Here is a 23,518-nt window from a genome sequence, read left to right as displayed (position 1 = left end):
TTAAAAATGAAACCAAAAACTAAAGTAATTTTAGGATTTGCAATATTTTTTATTGCAGCTGCTTCAGTAATAGGATACGGTTATTATGCTGAGCTTAGAGAACCGCATGATTTCGGTGAATTTACTGTTGAAGTACCTTTGGGGAGTGAATTTGAAGATATAAGCTCAAAATATGATACTGGAGGTTATAATTTCGTCAAATCATATAGATGTAAGGATAAGGATTTGACTATCAGTATTTTTGACAAAAACTACATTGAAAATACCTTTGAAACTAATACCGGTGATGAAATAGATTTTGGAAAAACAGTGTTGGAACATTTTCTTGGCATGAAAAACGCTGATATCAACAAAACTTCAGAAAACATAAGCATCTGTACCGTAAATCAGAGGATTGGAGGATCAATAGATACTGATGTTGCTGGAATATATAATGATGATAAACATTTCATCATTGTCGAAGGAGGAGACTCAGACTTCATTCAAAACATTACAAACTCAATTAAAATCAAAAATTCCTAACATATTCCAAAATTTTAACTTGATTATGGGAAACTAATTAAAATTAGATAATGTCATGGCAGGTCATTTGAATTAATGAAAATATGGTGCTCCATGACATTTATTAATCAAGAGTAATTTTCATTTCTTTTAAAAATTTTCCATTGCATCTCTAAAAGAAAGTTTTTTAAATTATTTTTTTAATATATATTAATGTATAATTTGTAATGGGAGATATTATGACCAATAGAAAAATACAGATGCCCCGTGAAGTTTACATTGATCCGGGCATTATTCACAATACTGCCGAAATATGTAAATCTTTACATTTCGATAAGAAGTTTTTAATTGTCACAGGTACCCATACATATGATGTAGGTGCAAAGCCTGTTATTGAAAGCTTGGAAAAGAATAATTTGGATTATGATGTGATTAAAGTAGATAATGCTTCTGAAGAGTCAATTTCTGAAGTTGAAGAATTAATCACTACTGATACCACTGTCTTGGGTATCGGCGGAGGAAAAGTTATTGATGTGGCCAAATTATCATCATTCAATCAGAATGTTTACTTCATTTCCATGCCGACAACAGCTTCACATGACGGCATTGTATCTCCTATGGCATCAATAAAGAATCCCAATACATCAATATCAGTTACCGCTCACTCACCGATAGCTGTTATTGCAGATTCAGAAATCCTTGCACAATCTCCATTCAGATTGCTTGCAGCAGGATGTGCCGATTTAATGGCCAATTTTACAGCAATTAAAGATTGGGAATTGGCGCATCGTTTAAAAAATGAATCTTTCAGCGAATCGGCAGCGGCATTGTCAATAATGTCTGCCCATCTGATTACTGATAATATTGCCAATATCAAACCTAATCTCGAACCGAGTGCTCGCATTGTCATGAAGTCACTGTTCAGCGGAGGAATGGCAATCAGCATTGCAGGCTCATCACGTCCGGCAAGCGGTTCGGAACATCTGTTCTCACATGCTTTGGACAAAATTCTTGATAAACCTGCCTTGCATGGTGAACAGTGTGGTATAGGTACAATAATGATGATGTATCTTCATGGCGGAGATTGGAGGGCAATTCAAGGAGCTTTGAAGGCAGTACAGGCTCCAACAAGTGCTGCTGAAGTTGGCATTAGTGATGATGATATTATTGAAGCGCTTATGATGGCTCATGAAATAAGGCCTGAAAGATACACTATTTTAGGCGACAACGGAATATCCAAGGAAGCCGCTTATGAATTGGCTTATAAAACAGAGGTGATTTAATGATAACATTGATTGGTAAAGATTTGGCTGTTGAAGGCAAGGAATTCGTTTTTCTAGGACCTGCTGAAGACTGTGAAAACTGCAGATTTAAATCATCATGCATAGGCAATTTGGAAGAGAACAGAAAGTATGTTGTCGTTAACGTAAAGGATAATGAACAGAAATGTCCGATTCACTCCGAAGGAGCTGTTGTTCCTGTTGAAGTTGACAGGGCTGAAATAACATTATTGACAGATTCAAAAAACATTTTTGAAGGATCAACATTCACATATAATGCTCCTGACTGTGATGAAAATTGTGATTTCCATGATGAATGTTTCCCTGAAGGTTTGCAGGAAAATGACAAGTGCATTGTCCTTAAAAATGAAGGAAAACATAAGGAAAAATGTAAAAAAGATTTAAAGCTAAATAAACTTACTTTAGGGTTTGTGGTATAATGAAAAATGCAAGCAGTAATGATTCTAGTAAAAAGAATGCAGGCTATAAGGCTGCTGAATATGTAAAGGATGGAATGGTTTTAGGACTTGGAACAGGTTCTACAACACATTATTTCATTGAAAAGGTAGGTATGAGAATTAAAGAGGAAGGAATCAATGTCAAAGGCATTCCGACTTCATTCCAGTCATTATTGATTGCTAAAGAGTGGAATATCCCAATCACTACTTTAGAAGAGCATGACATCGACCTGTCTGTCGACGGTGCTGACGAAGTGGATGGGGAATTCAACCTGATTAAAGGTGGAGGAGCCGCCCACACCAAAGAAAAAATTGTCGATTATGCCGCAAAAGAGTTCATTGTCATTGTGGATGAATCAAAATGCGTGGAAGAACTGGGCAATTTCCCGGTTCCTGTTGAAGTCCTACCTGATGCGTCCCGTATGGTTATAAAGGAACTGGAAGACATGGGAGCCACATGTGAAATAAGGATGGCCCAAAGAAAGGACGGTCCTGTAATAACAGACAACGGAAACTTCGTAATCGATGCCAAATTCGACAAGATTGAATCACCGCAACACCTGGAGATTGATTTGAACACCATTCCTGGAGTTGTCGAAAACGGAATATTCTCACAGATGGTTGATAAGGTCATTGTCGGAACCCCTGAAGGAACCAAAGAGCTGTAGGTGATAATTTGCCGATTCCGAATGGCATGCCTTTCTATGATTTAAAGGATTTAGGCTACAAGATAGCCATTATTTTTGGAGTTATCATTGTTATTTACGGTGTTTTATGGTTGCTTGCAGAATTGGGTCTGATTCCGGTTATTGCATTTGCAATATTTCCACAGATAGTGTTGATTCTAATTGGATTATTCATCATTTATGTGGCCTATGACCGTAAAAAGAAATATTACTGATTTTTTTAAAAAAAAGAAATTAAAAGAGATTTTTGAAATCTCTTTATTTTGTTATTTTTATTGTGGCAGTTGCATTTGTTGCCGCAAAGTATTTGCTTCCAGCATATGTTAAAGTTGCTGTGTAGGTTCCAGCCTGTGTTAATGAATTCAGTTCAAAAGTAGCAACACCTTTGGTGTCAGCTACAGCACTGTAAGTTTTACCATTGACAGTCATTTTAATGGTTGTTTTACCAAGAGCTTTTCCTGAACTGGATTTTAAAGTAACACTGTATGTTTTAGGTGTTTCTGCAACAGCATAGGTTTTTTCAGGAGCGGTAAGTACAGATGCCTCTTGGGTGATTGTAATATTGGTGACTTTGGTAACTGTCTTATATTCATCATCACCGGCATAGGTAATTGTCACCTGTTTTGTTCCAGTTGTTTTTGAAGTTAATTTAACTGTTGCAGCTCCGGTTGCACTTGTGGTAACAGTATAATCTACACCATCGAAGTTAACTGTAACTTCCTTATTGGCTAAAGGATTATTTTTGATGTCCCTTAGGATTAAATTGTAGTTTAAGCCGCCAGCAATTTTTTGCAAGTACACTGTTTTGTCGACAGAAACAATTTTGGTTTCGGTTTTGTCGGAGTAGATTCTTTTGACATTGTCTGCGGACTGATATTTCTGTTCAGCTTTTGCAAGATATGTTACGAATGTTGGTGGGAATGGTAAGAAGTCTAAACTATAGCTGTTTGGACCTATGGTTACATTATAGTAGTTTCCTCCAAGCAAAATACCTATTCTGCTTCCTGCAATTGTGTTGTTGAAGATAGCTTCGTTTCCAGAACCGTATGCTGTTATTCCGCTGATTTTACAATCAAGAATTGTGTTGTTGTATGCAAGGTGTCCTTTGGAGTGCATTAGGTAGATTCCTTCTTTTGCTCCGGAAATTGTGTTGTTGAAGATAACTGCATTTGGTCCGGTTCCGTGCCTTACATCAATACCATGGTTTAAAGCATTGGTAATTGTGTTTTCGGTAATAAGTGCATTAGCAGAACCGAAGTTCATAATTCCGCTGGTGTAAATGTCATGAATATTGTTTCTGCTGAGGATGCTGTCCTTTGAGGATTGCTGGAAAATACCCCATGATGCACCTGAGATGTCACAGCCTGTTATTATTAGATTGCTGTTTGATCCGGCATATATTCCGGTAGTCTTGTATTCATTAGTCATTGCACCTACAGTGTTAGGATTGTAGGATGGATACTGTGCCTTAATATTGAATCCGCTGATTACGGCTGAATTGGTATTCATTACATATAAAACGGAGTTATAAGCTACTGCATATCCTCCATCAGCTGTTGAATTTTTAATTTTTTCAGGAACATTTGCCAAATAAGCGGAATTGTTTGAAAAATCAATGTTTTTGCATCCGATTATGGTTGCATTGTTTCCGAAAACCTTGATGTTTTTGTCAATGTAAAGACAGATGTCGGTAAATACTGCATTTTTGGAGAATGTGATTGAGTCACCGTCTTCCATTGAATTAATTAAGTTTTGGATTTGTTCGTTGGTCCATCCTTTGTAGACTGCATATTTGTTTCCTGTTTTCTTTAGGATTTGGTTGTAGTTTATATTTATTTCTTCAGGGGTTTCAATTCCTTGATATTCAACATAATTCGGGGAATTGGAAGAGCTGTCGCTGTGAGTACCCATGATGTCTTCTGCACTTTGATAATCGCTTTTTGCTTCTGCAACATAGTATACAAATGTTGGTGGGAATGGTAAGTTATCTAAATCGTAAGTATTTTCTTTAACGTTGATGTTTGAGTATCCTCCGCCAAGGAAAACACCAATTCTGGATTTTTTCATGTAATTTTTGTATAATCTTATGTCGGAAGATCCGTAACAGCTGATTGCGCTTATGCTACAGTTGACTATGGTGTTATAGGATGCGGTGTGTCCTTTTGAATGCATTAAATAGATTCCTTCTTTGGAACCGATTACAGTATTTTTAATGATTCTTACATTTGGTCCGGTTCCGTGTCTTACGTCAATACCGTGATTTTTAGCGTTCATTACTTTATTTTCTTTTATGTAGGTATTTGCAGAACCGAAGTTTAAAAGACCTGTCACTGCTTGGTCTCTAATTGTATTTTTTGTTATGCTCCCATTTGCACAGCCTTGCAGGTATAATCCCCAGGAAGATCCTCTGATTACACAGTTGGTTATGTTTAAGTTATTGGCATTCATTGCGTAAACTACAGCATTGGAATAAGCCGGTCCTGCAGTTTCGCTGCCGCTGTGTGCACCGCCAACAATATTCAGTCCGTTGATTGTAACCCCATCAGCCTTTACAATATAAAGTGTAGCGAGGTTACCTATTGCATATCCACCTTCGCTTGTTGGCTTGTAGATAATTTCAGGAGTTGTATCTCTGGATGGAGTATCATAACCGACTATTGTTGCTCCATTTCCGTTTATTGTAATGCTTTTGTTAACATAAATACATACATTTCTATATTTTCCGTTTTCGAAGTTTAATGTATCGCCATCTGATAAACCGTCAATTACCGCTTGGATTTCATCGCTTGTTGATCCAACGGTAATGGTCTGTTGTGATAATAATTCATCATCGTTAGTTTGACTTATTTCTGCTATGTTATCATCTTGCTGTAGTTGGTCATCAAATGCAGTATCTTCAGCAAAAACTGCACTTGAGCTTACTATTACAACAAAAACTAATAAAATAGCTATTATTAAGCTTTTTTTATTCATTTTGTCACTCTCTTTTTAAATTTAAAATAACCTATTTTTAAGTATATTCCTATGAAATTATCGATAGGCAATATAGTTTATATTGTATTTTTCATCATATTTAAATTAAAATGTCTTGTTTTTTCCATATAACACTGTTATTAATAGTATTGGGCTAATTTAAAAAAGGAAATTGTTTTATTCATGATATATATTAATAAACTTTATATATTGATTCAAATCAAATATTATTGTATAATCAATATTACTGTTAGGTCATTTCGATATGAAAAAAGTGGAATTTTTTGTGAAATAATCAATAAAATTTCATCAATGTTTGCTTAATTTCACATTGCGATTTCAGGATATTGATTATAATGCATTTCGGAGAGATGATATGGATAAAAAAATCATTAACATTTTGTTCATATGTTTAATTGGTTTGCTTCTAGTTTCCACAGTTAGTGCAGCAGATGATTCTACCACTTATCAAATAACCTCTGATTTGACAAATGATAATGTTCAGTTCATGTTTGATAATGCAGTTGATGGGGATACCTTCGAGTTTACTGACAAAAAATATGAAGAAATCTCCTTAGTTGTAGATAAAAGGTTAAATATTGTCTCTAAACAGAATCCTGCAGTGTATACATCTGGTCAATTAACTGACAGGGCTAAAAGTCTAGGAATAACCGATACCTTCGGATTTTACTTCACTTCAAATAGTGGAGGAAGCACACTATCAGGTTTTAAAATCATTGCTTCAAATAGCGATTATGGAATCATTGTCGATTCATCAGACAATACCACCATAAAAAACAACATCATTAATGGTGGAGGCAACTGTATTTTGGTTAAAAACGCTGATGGAATTGTACTTTCCAGAAATAATGTATCCGGTGCGGATGTTAATGGAATACAATTGCATGATGTAAGAAATACATTAATATCAGAAAATGAGGTTTTCAATACTGGCAGGTCAGGAATTGAAACTTCCAACATCTATTGCTGTAATATAACAAACAATACGGTTCATCACAATAAGTTTAATGGAATTTCATTGTTTAATGTATCACAGGGAAATATTATAAAGTTCAATCAGGCCTTTGAAAATCCTAATGGAATTTACATCAACTCAATATCAACAGATGATGTAATAAATGCAAATACATTTAATTATAATCGCCGTTACACAGATTATGAACTGGGAGCATTTGAATCAGGCAATGGATTGTTATTTGGTGAGAACTTTAAAACGGCTAAGGAAGGAAACCCTTCAAGGCTAGAAGTTAAATATAATGTATTGGCACATAATGAAGGTTATCAGGCTAAAAATAATCCTGAATTGCCTGTATTTAAACTTGGTGACAATTGGTTCGATTCAACCGATGATGAGAATACATTTGTCTGCCCTATGCTTCTTGCAGGAATCATGAAAATGGGAACATTTTCCGTCAAGAACGGTATTGGCCTTCAGATGTATGATACAAATGGAAAACCTGTAAAAGAATTCGGAACCTTCGACACTACAGTCAATGTCAATGGAAATAGCTATGCTGCAAAATTTGTAAACGGAAAAGCCACTATCGATGCTAATCTTGATGATGATACTGAATATGACATTGAAGTGATGGTTGGTGGACAACCGGTCAAATACGCATATAAAACAGCATCAGGTGAAAAAGGTACAAATCAGGACTCACAAACTTCTGTTGTGCCTCAAGGTGAAGAGGGCAATTCCGGATCTGATGAAGTCGAAACATCAGATTCCAACAATAATGCAACATCAAAGGGTGATGTAATTTCACAAAATGGAACTTCCACCAGCGCCCATTTTGCAAACTCAAATAGTTCTAGGGTTTATGGTAAAAATGCTTCTGGAGTCTTTCAGGACTCATCAGACAATGGTGAAAGTGCATTGACTAATGGAAATGTTAACGCTGGCGATTCAAGTGCAGGTGAAGTGTCCGAGGAAGGAAAATCATATGAAGTCGTTCCCAAAAGCAAAATTTCAAAAGAAATTAATGATACCTCTGGTCTTGTAGTGCTGAGTATTGCCGCAATCATGGCAATGTTGATTTATGGATACTGGAACAGAAGGGACAAATACTGAATTTTAATTTCTTTTTTTTTCTTTTATTTTATTAAGAAGTTTTTACAAATCTACTATTTGATGACAATTAAAACTCATTCTTTAAAAATCAATACCAATAAGAATTTTGAAATAATGGACATCACATCCCAAATCAATGAACTAATCGATATTGAAGAGGGCATCATATCTATTTTCTCAAAGCATTCCACTTCAGCTATTGTTGTCAATGAAAATGAAAGCGGACTGTTATCAGATTTGGAATTCATGTTGGATAATTTGGTTTCAGATAAATTCAGCTATAGTCATGACAGGATTGATGACAATGCAAGGTCACACTTGAAATCATTCCTGCTTTCATCAAGCGAATGTCTGCCTGTTAAAAATGGAAAATTGGATTTGGGCACATGGCAATCAGTTTTTTTCATAGAATTAGATGGACCAAGACGTGCAAGAACAGTAACTTTGACAATGGTTGGTGAATAATTGAGAAGATGGACAATAATTCTGATAGCTATCATAATCTTTTTATTAATTCTGATACTGATTTTCTATAATTATGATGCTCCACCCCAATTGAGCAATCAGGCCCAAATGGAAATACAAATGAGAAAATTATGGTATTAAAAAAATAGTTATGAGTTTAATTATTATTAAACTCGATTTCAAATGCAATTACAGGATATTCCAAAGTAAAGTTTGTAATCACTTCAGGTGACACTTCACCGAAGAATCCATTAACTGTACCGTTTTGAGCTTCACCGACAACATCGGCGCAGCGGCCTTCAATGAAAGTCTTGTTTTTGCTGTCGGATATTTCCATTGAATAGCCTAAGTTTGATAAGACGCTGCTTACGACAGACTTGATTTCAGTGAAGTTTGCAGTTGAATGGCAGATTAAAGCCGCCAATTTTTTGGAAGCAACGGTTTTGTTTTCTTTGGTTTCATCCAAGTATAAAACGTCTCCGATTTCAAATATCTTTTGAGGCAGGTCTTCGTGCTTGTTGTCTTCTAAAAATTCCATTAAAGAATTAATAAGACTGGTTCTGATCATGGTCCTGTCGATTGTAATTGGTCTTGCGACCTGAACATGAGGCTCTTCAGGCTGATTCATTTTGGTGTAATGTGCCTCTTCGTTTGTAAGCATCAGGCTCATTACTTCCTGAAAACCAAGTGCAACCATTACTTCGCGGATGGTGCTTTCGGCTTTAAACCAGTTGTTTTCATATGCCACGGTATTGATGTCCGGCAATTCGGCAACAACATCATTGATGTGGTACTGAACAGCAATATTTTCAACGATGTCTACTTCGTGCAGTATGTCTACTCTGTAAGCCGGAATGATGGCTTTAACTTCATTGTCATCAATTATTTCAGCATCAAAACGTGCCTTTAACAGTAATCCTTTAATGTCTTCTGCAGTAAGTGATGTTCCTCCAATCAGTTCATTTGCGGTATCTACATGAACATTCATTTCCTGCGGAGTTAAATCAGGAGTCTTGATAGTTTTGTCCTCGTATCTGACTTCCATGGATTTGATTTGACCTCCAACTTCTGCAAATGATGAGCAAATAATATTTAATGCCTGGTTGACTGCCCTTTCATCGGTACCGGTCACGTCAACGATTATGTTTTTGGTATCTTCCTTAAGTTTGGTCAGCTCTCCGTTAATGATTGGAGGCATGGATAATATGTTGTCGTCACAATCCAAAATTAACGGGTACTTGTCGAAGTCCTCGATTAAGTGGGCGTAATCCTTACCCTTTTCATGTTCTTTAAGGATTTCATCTGGAGTCATTTCCACGTCTTTTTCCAAAGGAACAAAAGCATTTGCATCTTTTGGTGTTGCAATGTATTTGAACGGCCCGTTAACAACATCTGCATTGTGTATACCGATAGCCACTTTTTTCCTGTCCCTTCCGATTACCCAGTGGAGGTTTTCTTGGAAATCCATAACATATTTTAGTTTATCGCCAGTAAAATCAACATTATCAATCTTTGCAAAGCCAATATATGGTCTGATGTTGGCCACATCCTTGTCAACAGTAACATATTCTCCGGATTCTTCAACTTTATAGTCTGGAAAACCGATTTCCTGACCGATGAACCCTTTAAAAGATCTGGCTACCCCTTCAACAGATAGGTTGTCAGGTCTGTTGGGGAAGAATTCTACTTTGATTTCCTCATCGTCAAAGTCCTCGATATCGCTGGACATCATTGGAAGTGTGTCTATAAGTTCATCTTTTTCCATATCTATTCCTAAATCTTTTAAATCTTGATATTTGAATGTTATAACTGGCATTTAATAACTCCATTAATTATTTTAGAATCCAAAAAGTATAATGAAAAATAGAGATTCAACAACAAAATGAAGAGCTCTATGTTCTAATACGCCCATATCACGTATGAAAACTGTATGGGTTACATCTATTACAAAATGAATTAGGGCTGCTAGAATTCCCACGGTAGGGGATAGGAACACTATTGATAATATTACAAAATGAAATGCGGCTTCCATTATCTCATGTATTACCCATGTCTGCCAGGTTGAATGTGTAGTCTGGTCAATTAAACCTCCAAGCAATATGTAAAAGTTGTTGAAGACTTTCCACATTAAGGTGGTGTGCAATACATCACTTATAGCCAATAGAATAGCAACATAAAACCATAGTAAGTGCATATTTAACAGTCCTTTTTTATTTGATAATATTAATAATATAATTTTTTTATATAATATAGTTAACTATCTACTTAATATTTTTAAATAATAAGATACATATCTAATAATATTATTTTTATCTATACTATATTAGGAGAAAATATATGTCAAACGAAGAGATTCCTAAAGACTATGACTTTAAAAAAGAGAAGGAATGGGAGAAAAAATGGGAAGATGAAAACATCTACAAATACATTGGAGATGGATCCCGTCCAAGATATGTAATCGACACTCCCCCACCATACCCGACAGGAGCAATTCATTTAGGCCATGTTCTTAATTGGGTTTACATTGATATGAACGCAAGATACAGGAGACAGAAAGGATTTGATGTCCTCTTCCCACAGGGATGGGACTGCCATGGTCTTCCAACTGAAGTAAAAGTTGAAGAAACTCATGGAATCAAGAAAAATGATGTTTCAAGAGCACAATTCAGACAATACTGTATTGATTTGACCACCAAAAACATTGCAAGCATGAAAGCGGACATGAGGGCAATGGGTTATTCACAGGATTGGACTCGCGAATTTGTAACAATGAATCCGGAGTACATGAGAAGAACCCAATATTCATTTTTGAAAATGTATGAAGACGGACTAATCTATCAGGGAAAACACCCTGTAAACTGGTGTCCTCGTTGTCAGACAGCTATTGCCTTTGCAGAAGTGGAATATTCAGACAATACAACCTTTTTAAATTATGTCAACTTCCCTCCTGCTGTTGAAGACTCATACGGCGATATCGCATCTTCACAGGAATCCGGCAAGCAGGCCGACCCGAAAACCGAAGGAATCCTCATTGCAACAACCCGTCCTGAACTGATGTCTGCATGTGTCGCAGTTGTTATTCACCCTGAAGATGAAAGATACACTCACCTTTTAGGAAAATATGTTGAAGTACCTTTATCACATCAAAAAGTAAAAATAATTGCAGATGAAGAGGTAGACCCTGAATTCGGTACAGGTGCGGTAATGATTTGTACTTTCGGGGATAAGACTGACGTAAGCTGGGTTCAAAAATATGGTTTGGAAGTCATTGATGTTATGGATGATGCAGGTACATTAACAGCTGCAGCTGGAAGATATGAGGGCATGGACCTGCAAAGCTGTAAAAAACAGACCATTGAAGACCTGGACAGTGAAGGTTACCTTTTAAAACAGGAAGAGGTTGACCAGAATGTCGGTCAGTGCTGGAGATGCAAGACCCCTGTTGAAATTCTTCTTAAGGAACAGTGGTTTGTAGCGGTAAGCGACTTAATCGAAAAGACCAAAACCGCAGCAGATGAGATGAAATGGGTACCTGAACACATGAAATCCCGTATGGTTAACTGGGCTGATTCCATGGAATGGGACTGGTGTATATCAAGACAAAGAATATTTGCGACCCCAATTCCGGTATGGTACTGTAAAGACTGCGGAAAAGTTATCCTGCCTGATGTGGAAGACTTGCCGATTGATCCAACTGTAGATAAACCGAAACATGCATGTGAATGCGGATGTGAAGAGTTCATTCCTGAAGTGGATGTCCTGGACACCTGGATGGATTCATCTATTTCACCTTTATCCATTGCAGGATGGCCTGATGAAGATTATGTTAATCATTTCCCATCAAACATCCGTCCTCAAGGACACGACATTATCCGTACATGGGCATTCTACACAACCCTCAGATGTTTGGCATTAACAGGTCAAAAGCCATTTGACGACATTGTAATCAACGGTATGGTATTCGGTGAAGACGGAAACAAGATGAGCAAATCAAGGCCGGAATTCGTTGTGGGACCTGAAGAGGTCATCGAACAGTATGGTGCAGATTCCCTAAGGACTTGGGCAGCTAACAGTGTGCCTGGATCTGATGTAATATTTGACTGGAAAGACATCAAGCATGGATACAGGTTCCTGAGGAAATTCTGGAACGCATTCAGATTCATAAGCATGCAGATTTTTGATGAAGAGGTATCCTATGAAGAAGTCAAGGACAATCTCGGACCTATTGACTTATGGATCTTATCCAAACTCAACAACCTGAATATCACTGTAGATAAAGCCTTTGAGGATTACAACTTTGCAGAAACAATCACATCTATTGAAAGGTTCTTCTGGCATGATTTCTGTGATGAATATATTGAAGCAGTAAAATACAGATTATACACAGACGTATCAGACGAATCAAGAAAGGCTGCAAAATACACCTTAAGGACAGTCGTTGAAACTTCACTTAAATTATTGGCTCCGATTGCACCGTTCTTCACAGAAGAGGTCTATCAGTATTTCTCAGACGAATCAATCCATACAACATTATGGCCTGAAGTTCATGAGGAACTTATCAGTGAAGACATGGAAGCTAAAGGAGAAACCACAGTTGAGTTAATCGATGAAGTAAGAAGATTCAAATCAGCTTCAAAAATCCCATTGAATGCGGAACTTGCTGAAGTGAATGTATACACTTCCGATGATTCATTGGTTGAAGTCTTCAATGAATTTGGCGATGATATCAAAGGCACATTAAAGATTAAAGATTTAACAATTAGCCAAGGAAAACCTGAAGTTCATGAAAAGATTATTGAAGTTGAACCGGACATGTCCCAGATAGGACCGACATTCAAAAAGGATGCCGGTAAAATTATCGGTTACTTGAAATCAACCGATATTGAAGAAATAGGTTCTGTTTTAGAAGAAAGCCATGAACTTTCAATTGGCGAAATAGTTGTGCCTGAAGATATGTTGAATATCAAAAAGGAGATTGTCGGAGCATCCGGTAAAAAAGTGGACATTCTGCAATCTGAAAACTTAGATATGATTGTTGAAGTAATCAGATGATTACTTCCCAAATTTTCTTTTTTTTTAAATTTAAAAGCTATTAATCTGGATTTTCACATTCAGTTTATGGTGTTAATGTTTACTGCATTCATTTTTATTTCATCTTTAGACTTGTCGTATCCCTCTTCAAGATAAAAGCTGACGCTTGTCCTTTCATGGAATTCATCTTCAGATCCTTTGAATTCATATTTTTTAAAGTAATAGGATTTCCCATCTTCAGTTTGGATAAAACCTGCTTTTCCATGAGGCAATATCCTGCTTATTATCCCATATTGAACTTCCTGATTTTTGTATTTCAGTTCATTCCAAAAGCCCTTCAGTTCCTTTTCGATTTTCCAGTATTGGGTATTTTCTGTGTCAAGGCTTGCCTTTTCTATTTCTTCTTCTAGCCGGTCATCAATTTTCCATTCCTTGTTGAGTCTGATGCTGTATTCCAGATATCTGTGTTTAAGCGCCTCTTCAGGATATTCCTCTTCAATCAAATCAGCAATCAGGGAATAAACATTTACTTTGCTTTCACTTGGAGCTGGAGTTAAAACGGCGTCGATGGCATAGTTAAGTGAATTTTCAAAGTCCCCTTTGAAATAGTAGCTGTTGGCTATTTCAGCTTTCATATACCAGTCCGGCTTTTTTGCAATCATTTTTTCAAGGCATTCAATAGCTTCATCGTATTCCCCTAGTTCATTGGCACATTTGGATAATCTCCAATTAAACCAGGTATCATCAGTCAACTCTTCCAATCCAAGAGCCTCTTTTGATAATTCATAACAGTTGTCAATGTCATCAAGTTTCAAAAGGGCTTTTGTCAGCTGGCTGTAGTACTTTTCTTTGTTTGAAGGATATTTCCTTCCATTGAAGTCACTTGCCTTTGCGCTTAGATAATCGGGATTGATTTTTTCAGCCCACATCACGACCTCTTCAAAGTCATTATTTTTATTTAAGTTTTCGAGAACCTTTAAGATGGTCAATGTATAAGGGCATGGGTATTTACTGTCCTGTGATTGGTTTTGCTGTTTTTTAACTTCAGTAATCAGTTCTGCATTTTCAAGAATCTCATCAAGGTCTTCATTATTTTTAATGTATTTGTTGTAGAGAATCCAGCTGAAGGTGGTCTTGTCAAATTCAGAAAATCCCTCTGGAGATTTTTCCCAAAATTCCCTGTAGATTTCCTCTGCTTCATCAATTTTGTTTTCTTTTTTGAATTTTTGTGCTAGTTTTAATTTTTCTTTGGTAACGGCATCCATAGTAACACAACCTAATTAATATATAATTTGTTGTTATGTTATTTATACGTCATTTTCAATTTCTTTTACTACACGTGCTGGAACGCCGACTGCAAGTGAATTATCTGGAATGTCCTTTGTAACAACGGCCCCGGCACCGATAACGACATTATCACCAATTGTAACTCCCGGCAAAATAGTAACGTTGGCCCCTATCCACACATCATTTCCGATTCTGATTTCACTTCCCTGCCCTAAATGTTCGCGTCTTTTTTTAGGGGATAAAGGGTGACCGACTGCCGTTATGGTAGTGTTCGGACCGATCATAACATTATCTCCAATATATACCTCTTTAATGTCGAGGATTGTCAGATTGAAGTTTCCTGTAAAATTGTTTCCGATATGGATGTTTTTTCCATTATCAAAGCAGAATCGTTTTGCAATCCAGACCTTTTCACCTACTGAACCTAAAATCTCGGATAGCACTTCATGCTGTTTGTCCAAATCATCTTCTGCAAGCGAATTAAATATGTTTGCATTTTCAATGGCGTGCAGTTTCATCATTGATATATCTTCATCATCGTAGCAATATTCAAGTCCTGCCTGCATTTTTTCAATTTCTTTCATGGGTAATTATTTATTTGGATTTATTAAAAAACATTACCTGCAGATTATTATTGCATAATTCTGATTTTAATTGAATTTTTCATTTAGTTCCTGTTAGTGAATCAGAACATTAAATCGTTTAGGGGCAATATAAAAAGTTTATTTGCATTATTTTTATAAATAAATAATTATTCATTCTTTTTTCATCATTTTAAGATGCAAGTGAGTGCTTGCATTCGAAAAACTTTATATATGGTCTTTTTCATATAATTATTTGTGTAAATGGAGTTGGTTTCTTTAAAACCGGCTTGTTTAAATTGATTATTATTACGGTGATTATAGTTATGGATTTAATTAAAAAATTTTTCGTACTAATAGCAATATTCTGTGTTATTGGTTCAGCATCTGCAGTTTGCGCTACAAATGTGAGTGATGATTTTGCTGCTCTGGGTGAAAGCCAATACCAGGATGATGGCGCTTTAGCAAGCAGCAAATACCAAGATGAAGATGGTTGGGCAGGCAGTCAATACAATGAAACAGGAAATAATGTAGATAATGCTGTTGATACTGCTAATACAACTGTTAATGTGACCAATGATACTGCAAATGAAAGTGTTCCAGAAATTGCAGAAAATGCTGGAAATACAACTGTTCCTCACGCAATGTTTGCAACTGGTCATCCAATCTTAGCATTACTCGGTGTATCTGCTCTTTTAGGAGGATACACTATTTTAAGAAAAAAAGATTAAATTGATCATTAACCTTAATATTAAGCAGGATTTCAAATCCTGCTTAAACTCCCTTTTCACATTCATCATACATTATCTCAAGGATTTCTGAAGATTTAATTTGTAAAATGAACAAAAGAATAACATGGCTTTATGAAAAGTTGAATTTCAGTGATATCTATGGCGGACAAATCATTTATTGCACGTATTGAAGAAAAAATATTGAAATATACCAAACCGAAGTATATGGATTCAAAAGATGAAATAGATGATTTTATAAAGGAAAAATCAAAATCCCCAGTTAAAATCCCAAAAGCTATTTTTAAAAGCACCAGTTTAAATGGTATGCAGGTGTTCACATTTGGAGATGAAAATGCCAAAAACACAATTTTATACATACATGGCGGAGCATACATTAATGAAATAAACTATCAACATTTGTTATATTGCTTTTTGCTTTCACGAAAATTAAATGCATTCGTACTAGCGCCTGTTTACCCGCTCGCTCCTTTGCATAATGCGAGTGAAACTTTTGAGATGATAATGCCTATCTATGAAGGTTTAATTAACAGAACTAATTTGACTGTAATGGGCGATTCGGCAGGAGGAGGATTTGCATTATCATTCTGCCAATATTTAAAAGAAATTAATTTGCCGCAGCCGGATAGGATAATAGCCTTTTCTCCATGGGTTGACATTTCAATGTCTGATACTCCCTATGACAGTGAAAATGATCCTATTCTGGGAGAGATTGGTTTAAAAGAGATAGGAAAATTATGGTCCGGAGATTTTGATACAAAGGATTATAGGGTAAGTCCGCTATATGGAGACAATAAGGGACTTCCGAAAACCATAATCTTTGCAGGCACCAATGAGATTTTTTACAAGGACATTAAAAGATATGCTGATAATCTCAACGATGACGGCGTTGATGTTAAGTTTATAACCGGAGAAGGTTTATTCCATATTTACCCGTTATTCCCTTCACCTGAAGCAGGACAGGCATTAAAAGAAGTAAAAAAAGAGATAATGAACTACATATAAAGTATATATCTTCCGATTTTTGGGATTCTATAGATAATTACTCAGCGATGTAGCTTAATATAATTAGTAAAATCCAAAGAATTATTGCTTTTACAGGTTCTGAGTATGGTAGGTCAACAACAACAGGCAGTAACGCTAATCTAAATAGGTTATGAACTAAAAATACTGCAAATGAGTATTTTGATAAAAAGCTTACTAATGAAAATGCCCTGACTTTTTCTATTCTGGAGCATAACTCAAACAATGTAAAAGATCCTATTAAAACAAATGGGAATTCATACCATAGGACAAAATTGTATCCTTTGATGAATGCATAGTATTGGAATAATACGCATATTATAAATGATACTACTGCAAGCAATCCGAGGTTTCTTGATTTATATTTTTTAAACCTGCCCTTCTTGACCAGATATCCGAGAATTATGTAAATTCCATAAACCCCACCACTAAATCCGAGGCAGTACTGAATATTAACGTTTTGAATGCCGTGCATTTCCAATACAATTGTTATGAATGGCAGTAGGAATGCCAGCAATGAAAATACGATTGTTGCCTGGTTGATGGTTTCTGTATCAAAGTGTTTCAATGCGCTTGCTACAAATGGAATTGAAATGTACATTCCGATAATCATAGGCATATACCACATATGGCTAAAGAAAAGATTTCCTGCCTCAGCAAAATTAACTTGGCTGTTTTCAAGGGTTATTACCTGCAAACTAAGCGCATAAATTATTGACCAAAGCACTGTAACGATGATTAATCCTTTACAATTTTTAGTCCAGAACTTGCAGACACGCTCATCATCATAGGATCTGTCCAATAACAAGTAACCTGTAATCATTAAAAAGAATGGAACACCGATACGTCCTATAAAAAGAGAAGCAAAATTAAATATTCTTGAATAAATTGTATAATTCATTATTGCATCTGAGATATTATAAAAATGCCGTCAGTTGCATGAATGTATAAAACTGTCAAGATTGCAATTGCACGTACAAAATCAATCCATTCAACTCTATTGTTACTCATTGATTTTTTTCTCCGTTTTTGGTTGTTACTATTATATATTTTTTAAGACAATATATAATTTTTCAAGAACTGGAGATTATGGGAATATTTTTTTAAAACATTTTGGGGCGATGCATGGTTAAAAATAAAGAAAATAATGAAAGTTAATTTTTTTTAACTTTCAATTGTTTAGGTTTTAAATTGCCACCAAATCCCTGACAACCTCAATCGTTGTTGCGCTTTCTTGTGAGTTTACCGGATTTTCCACAACAAAAGTATGGTTTCCAACGGTTAAATCAGTCATGTTAATAGATATTGTTCCGTTTTCAATAGGTTCAGTGTATTTTTCACCATCCAGATAGAAGGTAACGTTTGTGTCTGATAGCTTGAAACTGTCCTCATCTACAAATTCAATTTCAAGGGTGGTCTGAGCATCTTCTCCTGTTATTATTGCATCACCAAGGTCAATAGCACTTATTATTTCAAAGCTTTCTATGATTTTTTCACTGTCTTCAGATTGGACAATGATGCTGTAGGTTCCAGGTTCCAAGTCCAAATCAAATATTGCTTCACCGTTTATTACAACTGCAGTAGCAATCACTTTATTGTTTTTCACAATGGAGATTTTTGCACCGTTTGCATTTGATTTTACTATAATTTTACCGTTTTTAAGGTAAGCACCATTATATTTAAAATTGGTTCCTGTTTTAAGTTTTTTATCTACACTCTGTTTGAGGGTAATTTTTGCATTGTATGTTTTGGTGTTGAAGTTGGATGTTACTTTTTTAGTGATAACTGGGGTTTTTCCTTCTGGATATGATTTAACGGTACTTTTTGCGGGGTTTACGCCAGATGTCACTTTGACAGTGTTTTTGATGATTTGGCCTGCATATGTAGCGGTTAATGTGTAAGTTCCACTCTTAAGGCTGTCAGGTATTGTTAGAACAGCATAGCCGTCACTGTCTGTTTTTACATCATAAGTTTTTCCATTCAGTCTGATGGATACGGTCTCGTCTGCACCTACTGGATTTCCGTCATCCCCATGCACGAGAACTTTAAAGCTTGACCCGTCGCCTTGGCGCATGTTCACATCTGAATTTTCGCTAAATCTTGAAACTACGTTAATTATGATGAATGTTTCTTCAAGGGTATCCGGATTTTCTAAAAATAGAGCATGCTCTCCGATGGATAAATCTGACAGGTCAAGGGAGAGGATTCCTTTGTTGTCAGTAGTTCCAGAGAAAGATTCTCCATCAAGTTCATATATTACGGTAGTGTTGGATAATTCATCCTCAAACATGTCAAGGAATTCAGCTTCAATAGGGGTTTGCACATTAAATCCTATTGTAATGTAGTCATCAAGTTCAATGGAATCCAATATTTCAAACCATTCCAGAATGTCGTCATCATCGTCATATGGAGTATCAACGCTGTAGGTTCCGGGTTCCAAATCCAAATCGAATATTGCTTCACCATTAGTTACGGTTGCACTGCCAAGTATTTTATTGTCCTTGACAATTGAAATTATTTTTCCGTTGGCATTTGATTTGACGGTCACTTTGTTGTTTTTTGTATTATAGTGTGCTTTTGTTTTTCCAGGATTTGGGTTTGTAAAGGTGTATGCCTTAATACATGCTGTGATGCCTGAAGGTCCCAAATCTTCATAGCCGCCGTCGATATAGTAGGCAACACTTTTTTCTTTTTCGAAATGAATTCTGGTGTCTTCAAGTAATGGCATGGCCTTTGCTTTTATTTCCACTGAAAATTCATGGTCTTGGTTAACCGCAATCTGCTTGTTCAGGTCGATTGTTGAAAATCCTCCATGTGTGGATTTTCCGCTTTGGCTGTAAACTGTTTTTCCGTCAACATAAATAGTTATCTTGTATTTTTCATTGGCTTTTTCAAAGTAGGTTCCTATGGCTGATATAATTTCGTTGTCAATTGCAGTATAGGTATTGACGAAGCGGATATCATCGCCAGTTTTTTCCGCATAGTAGCGTGTCATTCTGCCAATGTCATATTGATATGCTCTCTCATATGATTCGGTGTTGTTGATTATATAACCCACGGAGGTGGTTTTCATCGCAAAAGTGGTATCGTAGTAGGATACATAGAAGTATCCGTCTTCACCCCATTCGCTTCCCCAGCTGTTTTTACAAATCCATGCACCGTTTCCCTTAGGAGTTATGATGAAATTCTTTTTAGAATAATTGTCATCCCAGCCCACTAATGTAACAAAGTGGTTTCCTGGACTTTTGCCGTTATAATATTGTGCATGTGTGTTCTCATTATAATACTCATTATTCGCTGATGCTCCATAGAGATGAACAGTCAGTCCGCCATATTTTATCAGCGCATCTTTTAATTTTGCATTGTCAAGAGCATTTGCACGTTCAGGTATTATGATGGTATCCTGGATGTGATAGGAATCCTCTGCGAAAGCGGTTAATGTTATTTTACCAAGCTCATCATAAGTGTCATAATTTACAGGCAGGGTTCCTAACCAGGCCAGGAAAAGGCCCATTGCAGAAGTTGAATATCCTGATTCGAAAATACTGTCAGTACCGAAGGTTCCATAGTGTAATGCTGAATTCTGAATGTTGTTTTCTGAGATATCCAGCAGGATTCCTGTTGCTTTTAGGAATGCGGATTCAAGTGCTCCGGTTGCGGCAAATGCCCAGCATGATCCGTCGAAGCCCTGATCTTTTACAACTCCGGCCAAATTATATTTACGCAAATCAAATTTGGAACTTTTTGCAGTTTCTTTAACTTTTACAGGGTCTAAAATGATTTTTTCACCGGCATAGTCAACTACTGAGGTGTATTCAACCTGATTTAATAATGTTTTTCCTCCGTTCATTTCATTATTTTTTAAGGATGATCCCTTTCTGTCAAAATAACTCACAATAACATTATAATTGTTCTTTGCAAAATTTGAGTTTTTGATTTCATATTGACTGGAATAGAGGTAAACTCCGCTTCCTTCGGTTCCTACAATATTGTTGAGAACATCACAGGAAGCAATTATGACTTTACTGTCATCAATGTATGCTGCCCCTCCATAAAATTGATTTGCCTTATTTCTGTTAAGTTCTGCATTGCTGATTGTTGCGGTTGTATTTGAAAGGTATATGGCTCCTCCGGAATATTCGGCCACATTCTTTTTAAAATTAGTATCAATAATTTTTAACTGTCCTCCTAACTGAACGTATGCTCCGCCAAATTCGGAAGAGCATTTTTCAAACAGGGAATTTTTCACAGTCACGCCATATTTATAATTAACGTTATCCTCGTTAATGTCGGCATAAACTGCACCTCCGTTTTTACCTGAGGAAACATTAACGAATCTGCAGCCATCAATATTTACTGAAAGAGTGCTTTTAACTCCGATAGCTCCTGCGGTGTTTTTTGCAAATAGATTAATGAATCTGGAGTTTAAAACGTTAAGTTTGTTTTCTTGACAGAATATTGCAGTGGCATATTTTGAGGTCATGTTTGCAAAAACGGTATTTTTCACTGTTGTAATGGAATTTTTTGTATAAATTAAACCCCATTGGAGTTCTTTAGCATTGACAAATGTGGAACGGTCAATTTCAACTATACTGTTTTGGCCAAATATTGATGCTCCCATTTTAGCGTCATTGTTGATGAATTTGTCTTTTGTGCTGTAGTAATTGCTGCCGTATGAATATACTGCAGCACCTCCTTCTGAATCATAATTGTTTTCAAATGTCACATTCTTTGTGTATAATATGCAGTTGTTTAAAATTATTGAAGAGCGGTCAGCGTTAATCAGTTTAAGGTTGTTGATATAGACAGTCCCGTTGGTAAATTTAAAAATGCCTGCCTGATTGTTTGCATTGATTACATGATTGTGTCCTTCGATTATATATTCCGAATTGTCCTCAACGGTTAAAGATATTCCATTCTTTAAATTTTCATCCTTAGTAGGGTTGAATTTATAGTCTGATTGGACGTTGAACCCTGTTTCGGGTGATTTTGAAATATCATTTAACAGACCGGTATATGATTTGACTGTGCCGGCAGAGAGGATATCCGAATCAGAAATTTCCAAATTATCTTCTGTCTGATTAATTTCTTCAGCATGCACTGCACTGATACCTATTATTAAAAATAGCAGTACAGTAATTGCAAATATTTTCTTGTTCAAAACTTTTTCCTCCAATTTCTATAACAATAATAATTCTTTTTTTAATTATTATTAAAGTATATCATTTTTTACATAGGGAAGATTAATCATCATCAGTACATATTAGTCTTGATATTAAAAGGAGATAAATCGTTGCTCTGATTAACTTTCATTGAATATCTTAATATACAATTAACTTAAATATAATTATTAATAACAAAAATGAGGTATTTAACATGAAAAAATTTTTAAGCATTAATGATATTGAAATTTGCGTGGATGATACAGAACATGGTGAAAATTCATTATTATTGATTCATGGGCTGACCGGAGATAAATCAACAATGTATCCAATAAGAGACATGTTTAAAGATGAGTATCGTGTAATTACAGTTGATACAAGAGGGCATGGTGAATCAACACGTCCTGAAAATTATACTCTTGACGATCATGCAATTGATATACATGGAATCATTCAGGAACTGAATCTGGAAAAGGCTGACATTCTCGGATATTCCATGGGCTCATACATTGCCCTTAGGGCGGCTGAAGTTAAATGTGATGATATTAACAATCTTATTTTGGTCTGCACAAAGCCGAATGGCAAAACTTCATCAGTTGCAAGGATTCTAAAGGAGGCAAATCTTGACATAACCCAGGTAACACAGGAGGAAATGATGGGAGTTATATTAAAAGCCAGCGTTGCCCCTCAATCATTTGAAAAGATAGTCAGTGGTGAACTGGATGTTGAGGGATTGCTAAAAGGGGATGGTCAGGAATTAAGTGAAGAGGAAAAGGCTGCAGAAGATGCATCCCTTGCCAACTTTGACAATTCAAAAGATTATGATAATGTGGCCTGTTCCACATTGGTTATAGGCGCGGAATATGATGGCATTAATCCGCCGGAATTGGGCCGTGAAGTGGCTGATGGGATAAAAGATGCTAAATTTGAATTGATTAAAGATGCGGGACATCTGGCAGTTATAGAGAAGCCTGATGAATTTCAAAATATTGTCAGAGACTTCTTAAATGATTGATCGAGTTAAAAAATCTCAGCTATTTGATTTAAAACAAAAAAAGCAATTTTGAACTTCACTTGGACATTGGGGCGTATTGTCAATTTCTAAATATTTTTGATTTCGATGAGCCCCACATATTACTCAAAGCATCCTCTCTTCTAAAAACTTTATATCGCAGTTCTTTCGAAAACGGTATTCTGTGTCCCGTTCTTTAAGTGAAATAGCACAGAACG

Annotated in this window: 19 protein-coding genes; 12 read left to right on the top strand and 7 right to left on the bottom strand. The window is 36.0% G+C overall.

All coding sequences use genetic code 11. From position 1 onward, the window contains the following. Positions 1-6 precede the first annotated feature (6 nt). From E7Z77_RS01280 to E7Z77_RS01260, 5 genes are all read left to right on the top strand, one after another. The gene (locus tag E7Z77_RS01280; protein WP_292749318.1) at positions 7-522 is read left to right on the top strand and encodes a hypothetical protein; all 516 of its coding nucleotides are present in this window, start codon (positions 7-9) and stop codon (positions 520-522) included. A 218-nt stretch (positions 523-740) separates the two neighbouring features. Further along, a complete protein-coding gene (locus E7Z77_RS01275) occupies positions 741-1,784 on the top strand; it encodes an NAD(P)-dependent glycerol-1-phosphate dehydrogenase (RefSeq protein WP_292749316.1) in 1,044 nt (347 codons plus the stop codon). Then, positions 1,784-2,221 (top strand): UPF0179 family protein, encoded by a 438-nt coding sequence (locus E7Z77_RS01270; protein ID WP_292749314.1) that lies wholly within the window; start codon positions 1,784-1,786, stop codon positions 2,219-2,221. The genes E7Z77_RS01275 and E7Z77_RS01270 overlap by 1 nt, the downstream gene beginning before the upstream one ends. Further along, positions 2,221-2,907 carry a ribose-5-phosphate isomerase RpiA gene (gene rpiA, locus E7Z77_RS01265; protein ID WP_292749312.1) on the top strand — a complete coding sequence of 229 codons (687 nt, stop codon included), beginning with the start codon at positions 2,221-2,223 and terminating at the stop codon, positions 2,905-2,907. Before E7Z77_RS01270 ends, rpiA begins: the two co-directional genes overlap by 1 nt. Before the next feature lie 8 nt (positions 2,908-2,915). Beyond that, positions 2,916-3,140, top strand: a complete 225-nt coding sequence (locus E7Z77_RS01260; RefSeq protein ID WP_292749309.1) for a hypothetical protein — start codon at positions 2,916-2,918, stop codon at positions 3,138-3,140. A gap of 43 nt (positions 3,141-3,183) precedes the next feature. Here E7Z77_RS01260 and E7Z77_RS01255 read toward each other — a convergent pair whose 3' ends face one another. Next, positions 3,184-5,898: a right-handed parallel beta-helix repeat-containing protein gene (locus E7Z77_RS01255; RefSeq protein ID WP_292749307.1), complete on the bottom strand. Its 2,715-nt coding sequence runs from the start codon at positions 5,896-5,898 to the stop codon at positions 3,184-3,186. 376 nt (positions 5,899-6,274) lie between these two features. Here E7Z77_RS01255 and E7Z77_RS01250 point away from each other — a divergent pair, with 376 nt between their 5' ends. From E7Z77_RS01250 to E7Z77_RS01240, 3 genes are read left to right on the top strand one after another with little or no spacing between them, the layout of a single operon-like run. After that, entirely contained in the window at positions 6,275-7,990 is a 1,716-nt protein-coding gene (locus E7Z77_RS01250; protein ID WP_292749305.1) for a right-handed parallel beta-helix repeat-containing protein, read from the top strand. A 60-nt stretch (positions 7,991-8,050) separates the two neighbouring features. After that, positions 8,051-8,455, top strand: a complete 405-nt coding sequence (locus E7Z77_RS01245) for a secondary thiamine-phosphate synthase enzyme YjbQ (protein ID WP_292749303.1) — start codon at positions 8,051-8,053, stop codon at positions 8,453-8,455. Then, the gene (locus E7Z77_RS01240) at positions 8,456-8,596 is read left to right on the top strand and encodes a hypothetical protein (RefSeq protein ID WP_292749301.1); all 141 of its coding nucleotides are present in this window, start codon (positions 8,456-8,458) and stop codon (positions 8,594-8,596) included. A gap of 16 nt (positions 8,597-8,612) precedes the next feature. Here E7Z77_RS01240 and pheT read toward each other — a convergent pair whose 3' ends face one another. Both pheT and E7Z77_RS01230 read right to left on the bottom strand, forming a co-directional pair. Further along, positions 8,613-10,271, bottom strand: a complete 1,659-nt coding sequence (pheT, locus tag E7Z77_RS01235; protein ID WP_292749299.1) for a phenylalanine--tRNA ligase subunit beta — start codon at positions 10,269-10,271, stop codon at positions 8,613-8,615. Between the two features lie 21 nt (positions 10,272-10,292). Then, the gene (locus E7Z77_RS01230) at positions 10,293-10,649 is read right to left on the bottom strand and encodes a hypothetical protein (protein ID WP_292749297.1); all 357 of its coding nucleotides are present in this window, start codon (positions 10,647-10,649) and stop codon (positions 10,293-10,295) included. A 143-nt stretch (positions 10,650-10,792) separates the two neighbouring features. Here E7Z77_RS01230 and E7Z77_RS01225 point away from each other — a divergent pair, with 143 nt between their 5' ends. Continuing rightward, a complete protein-coding gene (locus tag E7Z77_RS01225) occupies positions 10,793-13,507 on the top strand; it encodes a valine--tRNA ligase (RefSeq protein ID WP_292749295.1) in 2,715 nt (904 codons plus the stop codon). Positions 13,508-13,566: 59 nt separating this feature from the next. On the opposite strand, the gene E7Z77_RS01220 is transcribed toward E7Z77_RS01225, so the two are convergent. After that, on the bottom strand, positions 13,567-14,751 hold the full coding sequence (locus E7Z77_RS01220; RefSeq protein WP_292749293.1) for a hypothetical protein: 1,185 nt from the start codon (positions 14,749-14,751) through the stop codon (positions 13,567-13,569). Between the two features lie 42 nt (positions 14,752-14,793). Then, complete coding sequence (locus tag E7Z77_RS01215; RefSeq protein ID WP_292749291.1) at positions 14,794-15,357, bottom strand: sugar O-acetyltransferase; 564 nt, start codon at positions 15,355-15,357, stop codon at positions 14,794-14,796. Positions 15,358-15,680: 323 nt separating this feature from the next. On the opposite strand from E7Z77_RS01215, the gene E7Z77_RS01210 reads away from it, so the two are divergent. Further along, the gene (locus E7Z77_RS01210) at positions 15,681-16,085 is read left to right on the top strand and encodes a hypothetical protein (protein WP_292749289.1); all 405 of its coding nucleotides are present in this window, start codon (positions 15,681-15,683) and stop codon (positions 16,083-16,085) included. Positions 16,086-16,244: 159 nt separating this feature from the next. Continuing rightward, positions 16,245-17,108 (top strand): alpha/beta hydrolase, encoded by an 864-nt coding sequence (locus E7Z77_RS01205; protein WP_292749287.1) that lies wholly within the window; start codon positions 16,245-16,247, stop codon positions 17,106-17,108. A 37-nt stretch (positions 17,109-17,145) separates the two neighbouring features. Here the strand turns inward: E7Z77_RS01205 and E7Z77_RS01200 are convergent, their stop codons facing one another. Beyond that, positions 17,146-18,027, bottom strand: a complete 882-nt coding sequence (locus E7Z77_RS01200; RefSeq protein WP_292749285.1) for an acyltransferase — start codon at positions 18,025-18,027, stop codon at positions 17,146-17,148. 285 nt (positions 18,028-18,312) lie between these two features. Further along, positions 18,313-22,287: a C1 family peptidase gene (locus E7Z77_RS01195; RefSeq protein WP_292749283.1), complete on the bottom strand. Its 3,975-nt coding sequence runs from the start codon at positions 22,285-22,287 to the stop codon at positions 18,313-18,315. A 215-nt stretch (positions 22,288-22,502) separates the two neighbouring features. Between E7Z77_RS01195 and E7Z77_RS01190 the strand changes: the two genes are divergently transcribed. After that, on the top strand, positions 22,503-23,303 hold the full coding sequence (locus E7Z77_RS01190; protein ID WP_292749282.1) for an alpha/beta hydrolase: 801 nt from the start codon (positions 22,503-22,505) through the stop codon (positions 23,301-23,303). Positions 23,304-23,518: the final 215 nt, after the last annotated feature.

The sequence above is a fragment of the Methanobrevibacter sp. genome, from assembly GCF_015062985.1.
Classification (GTDB): domain Archaea; phylum Methanobacteriota; class Methanobacteria; order Methanobacteriales; family Methanobacteriaceae; genus Methanocatella.
The sequence above is the reverse complement of the archived record's forward strand: the minus strand, read 5'-3'. Positions and strand labels throughout refer to the sequence as shown.

Coding starts and splice junctions, on each gene's coding strand:
- E7Z77_RS01280 (WP_292749318.1), top strand. CDS start 7: ATGAAACCAAAAACTAAAGTAATTTTAGGATTTGCAATATTTTTTATT.
- E7Z77_RS01275 (WP_292749316.1), top strand. CDS start 741: ATGACCAATAGAAAAATACAGATGCCCCGTGAAGTTTACATTGATCCG.
- E7Z77_RS01270 (WP_292749314.1), top strand. CDS start 1,784: ATGATAACATTGATTGGTAAAGATTTGGCTGTTGAAGGCAAGGAATTC.
- rpiA (WP_292749312.1), top strand. CDS start 2,221: ATGAAAAATGCAAGCAGTAATGATTCTAGTAAAAAGAATGCAGGCTAT.
- E7Z77_RS01255 (WP_292749307.1), bottom strand. CDS start 5,898: ATGAATAAAAAAAGCTTAATAATAGCTATTTTATTAGTTTTTGTTGTA.
- E7Z77_RS01250 (WP_292749305.1), top strand. CDS start 6,275: ATGGATAAAAAAATCATTAACATTTTGTTCATATGTTTAATTGGTTTG.
- E7Z77_RS01245 (WP_292749303.1), top strand. CDS start 8,051: ATGACAATTAAAACTCATTCTTTAAAAATCAATACCAATAAGAATTTT.
- pheT (WP_292749299.1), bottom strand. CDS start 10,271: ATGCCAGTTATAACATTCAAATATCAAGATTTAAAAGATTTAGGAATA.
- E7Z77_RS01230 (WP_292749297.1), bottom strand. CDS start 10,649: ATGCACTTACTATGGTTTTATGTTGCTATTCTATTGGCTATAAGTGAT.
- E7Z77_RS01225 (WP_292749295.1), top strand. CDS start 10,793: ATGTCAAACGAAGAGATTCCTAAAGACTATGACTTTAAAAAAGAGAAG.
- E7Z77_RS01220 (WP_292749293.1), bottom strand. CDS start 14,751: ATGGATGCCGTTACCAAAGAAAAATTAAAACTAGCACAAAAATTCAAA.
- E7Z77_RS01215 (WP_292749291.1), bottom strand. CDS start 15,357: ATGAAAGAAATTGAAAAAATGCAGGCAGGACTTGAATATTGCTACGAT.
- E7Z77_RS01210 (WP_292749289.1), top strand. CDS start 15,681: ATGGATTTAATTAAAAAATTTTTCGTACTAATAGCAATATTCTGTGTT.
- E7Z77_RS01205 (WP_292749287.1), top strand. CDS start 16,245: ATGGCGGACAAATCATTTATTGCACGTATTGAAGAAAAAATATTGAAA.
- E7Z77_RS01200 (WP_292749285.1), bottom strand. CDS start 18,027: ATGAATTATACAATTTATTCAAGAATATTTAATTTTGCTTCTCTTTTT.
- E7Z77_RS01190 (WP_292749282.1), top strand. CDS start 22,503: ATGAAAAAATTTTTAAGCATTAATGATATTGAAATTTGCGTGGATGAT.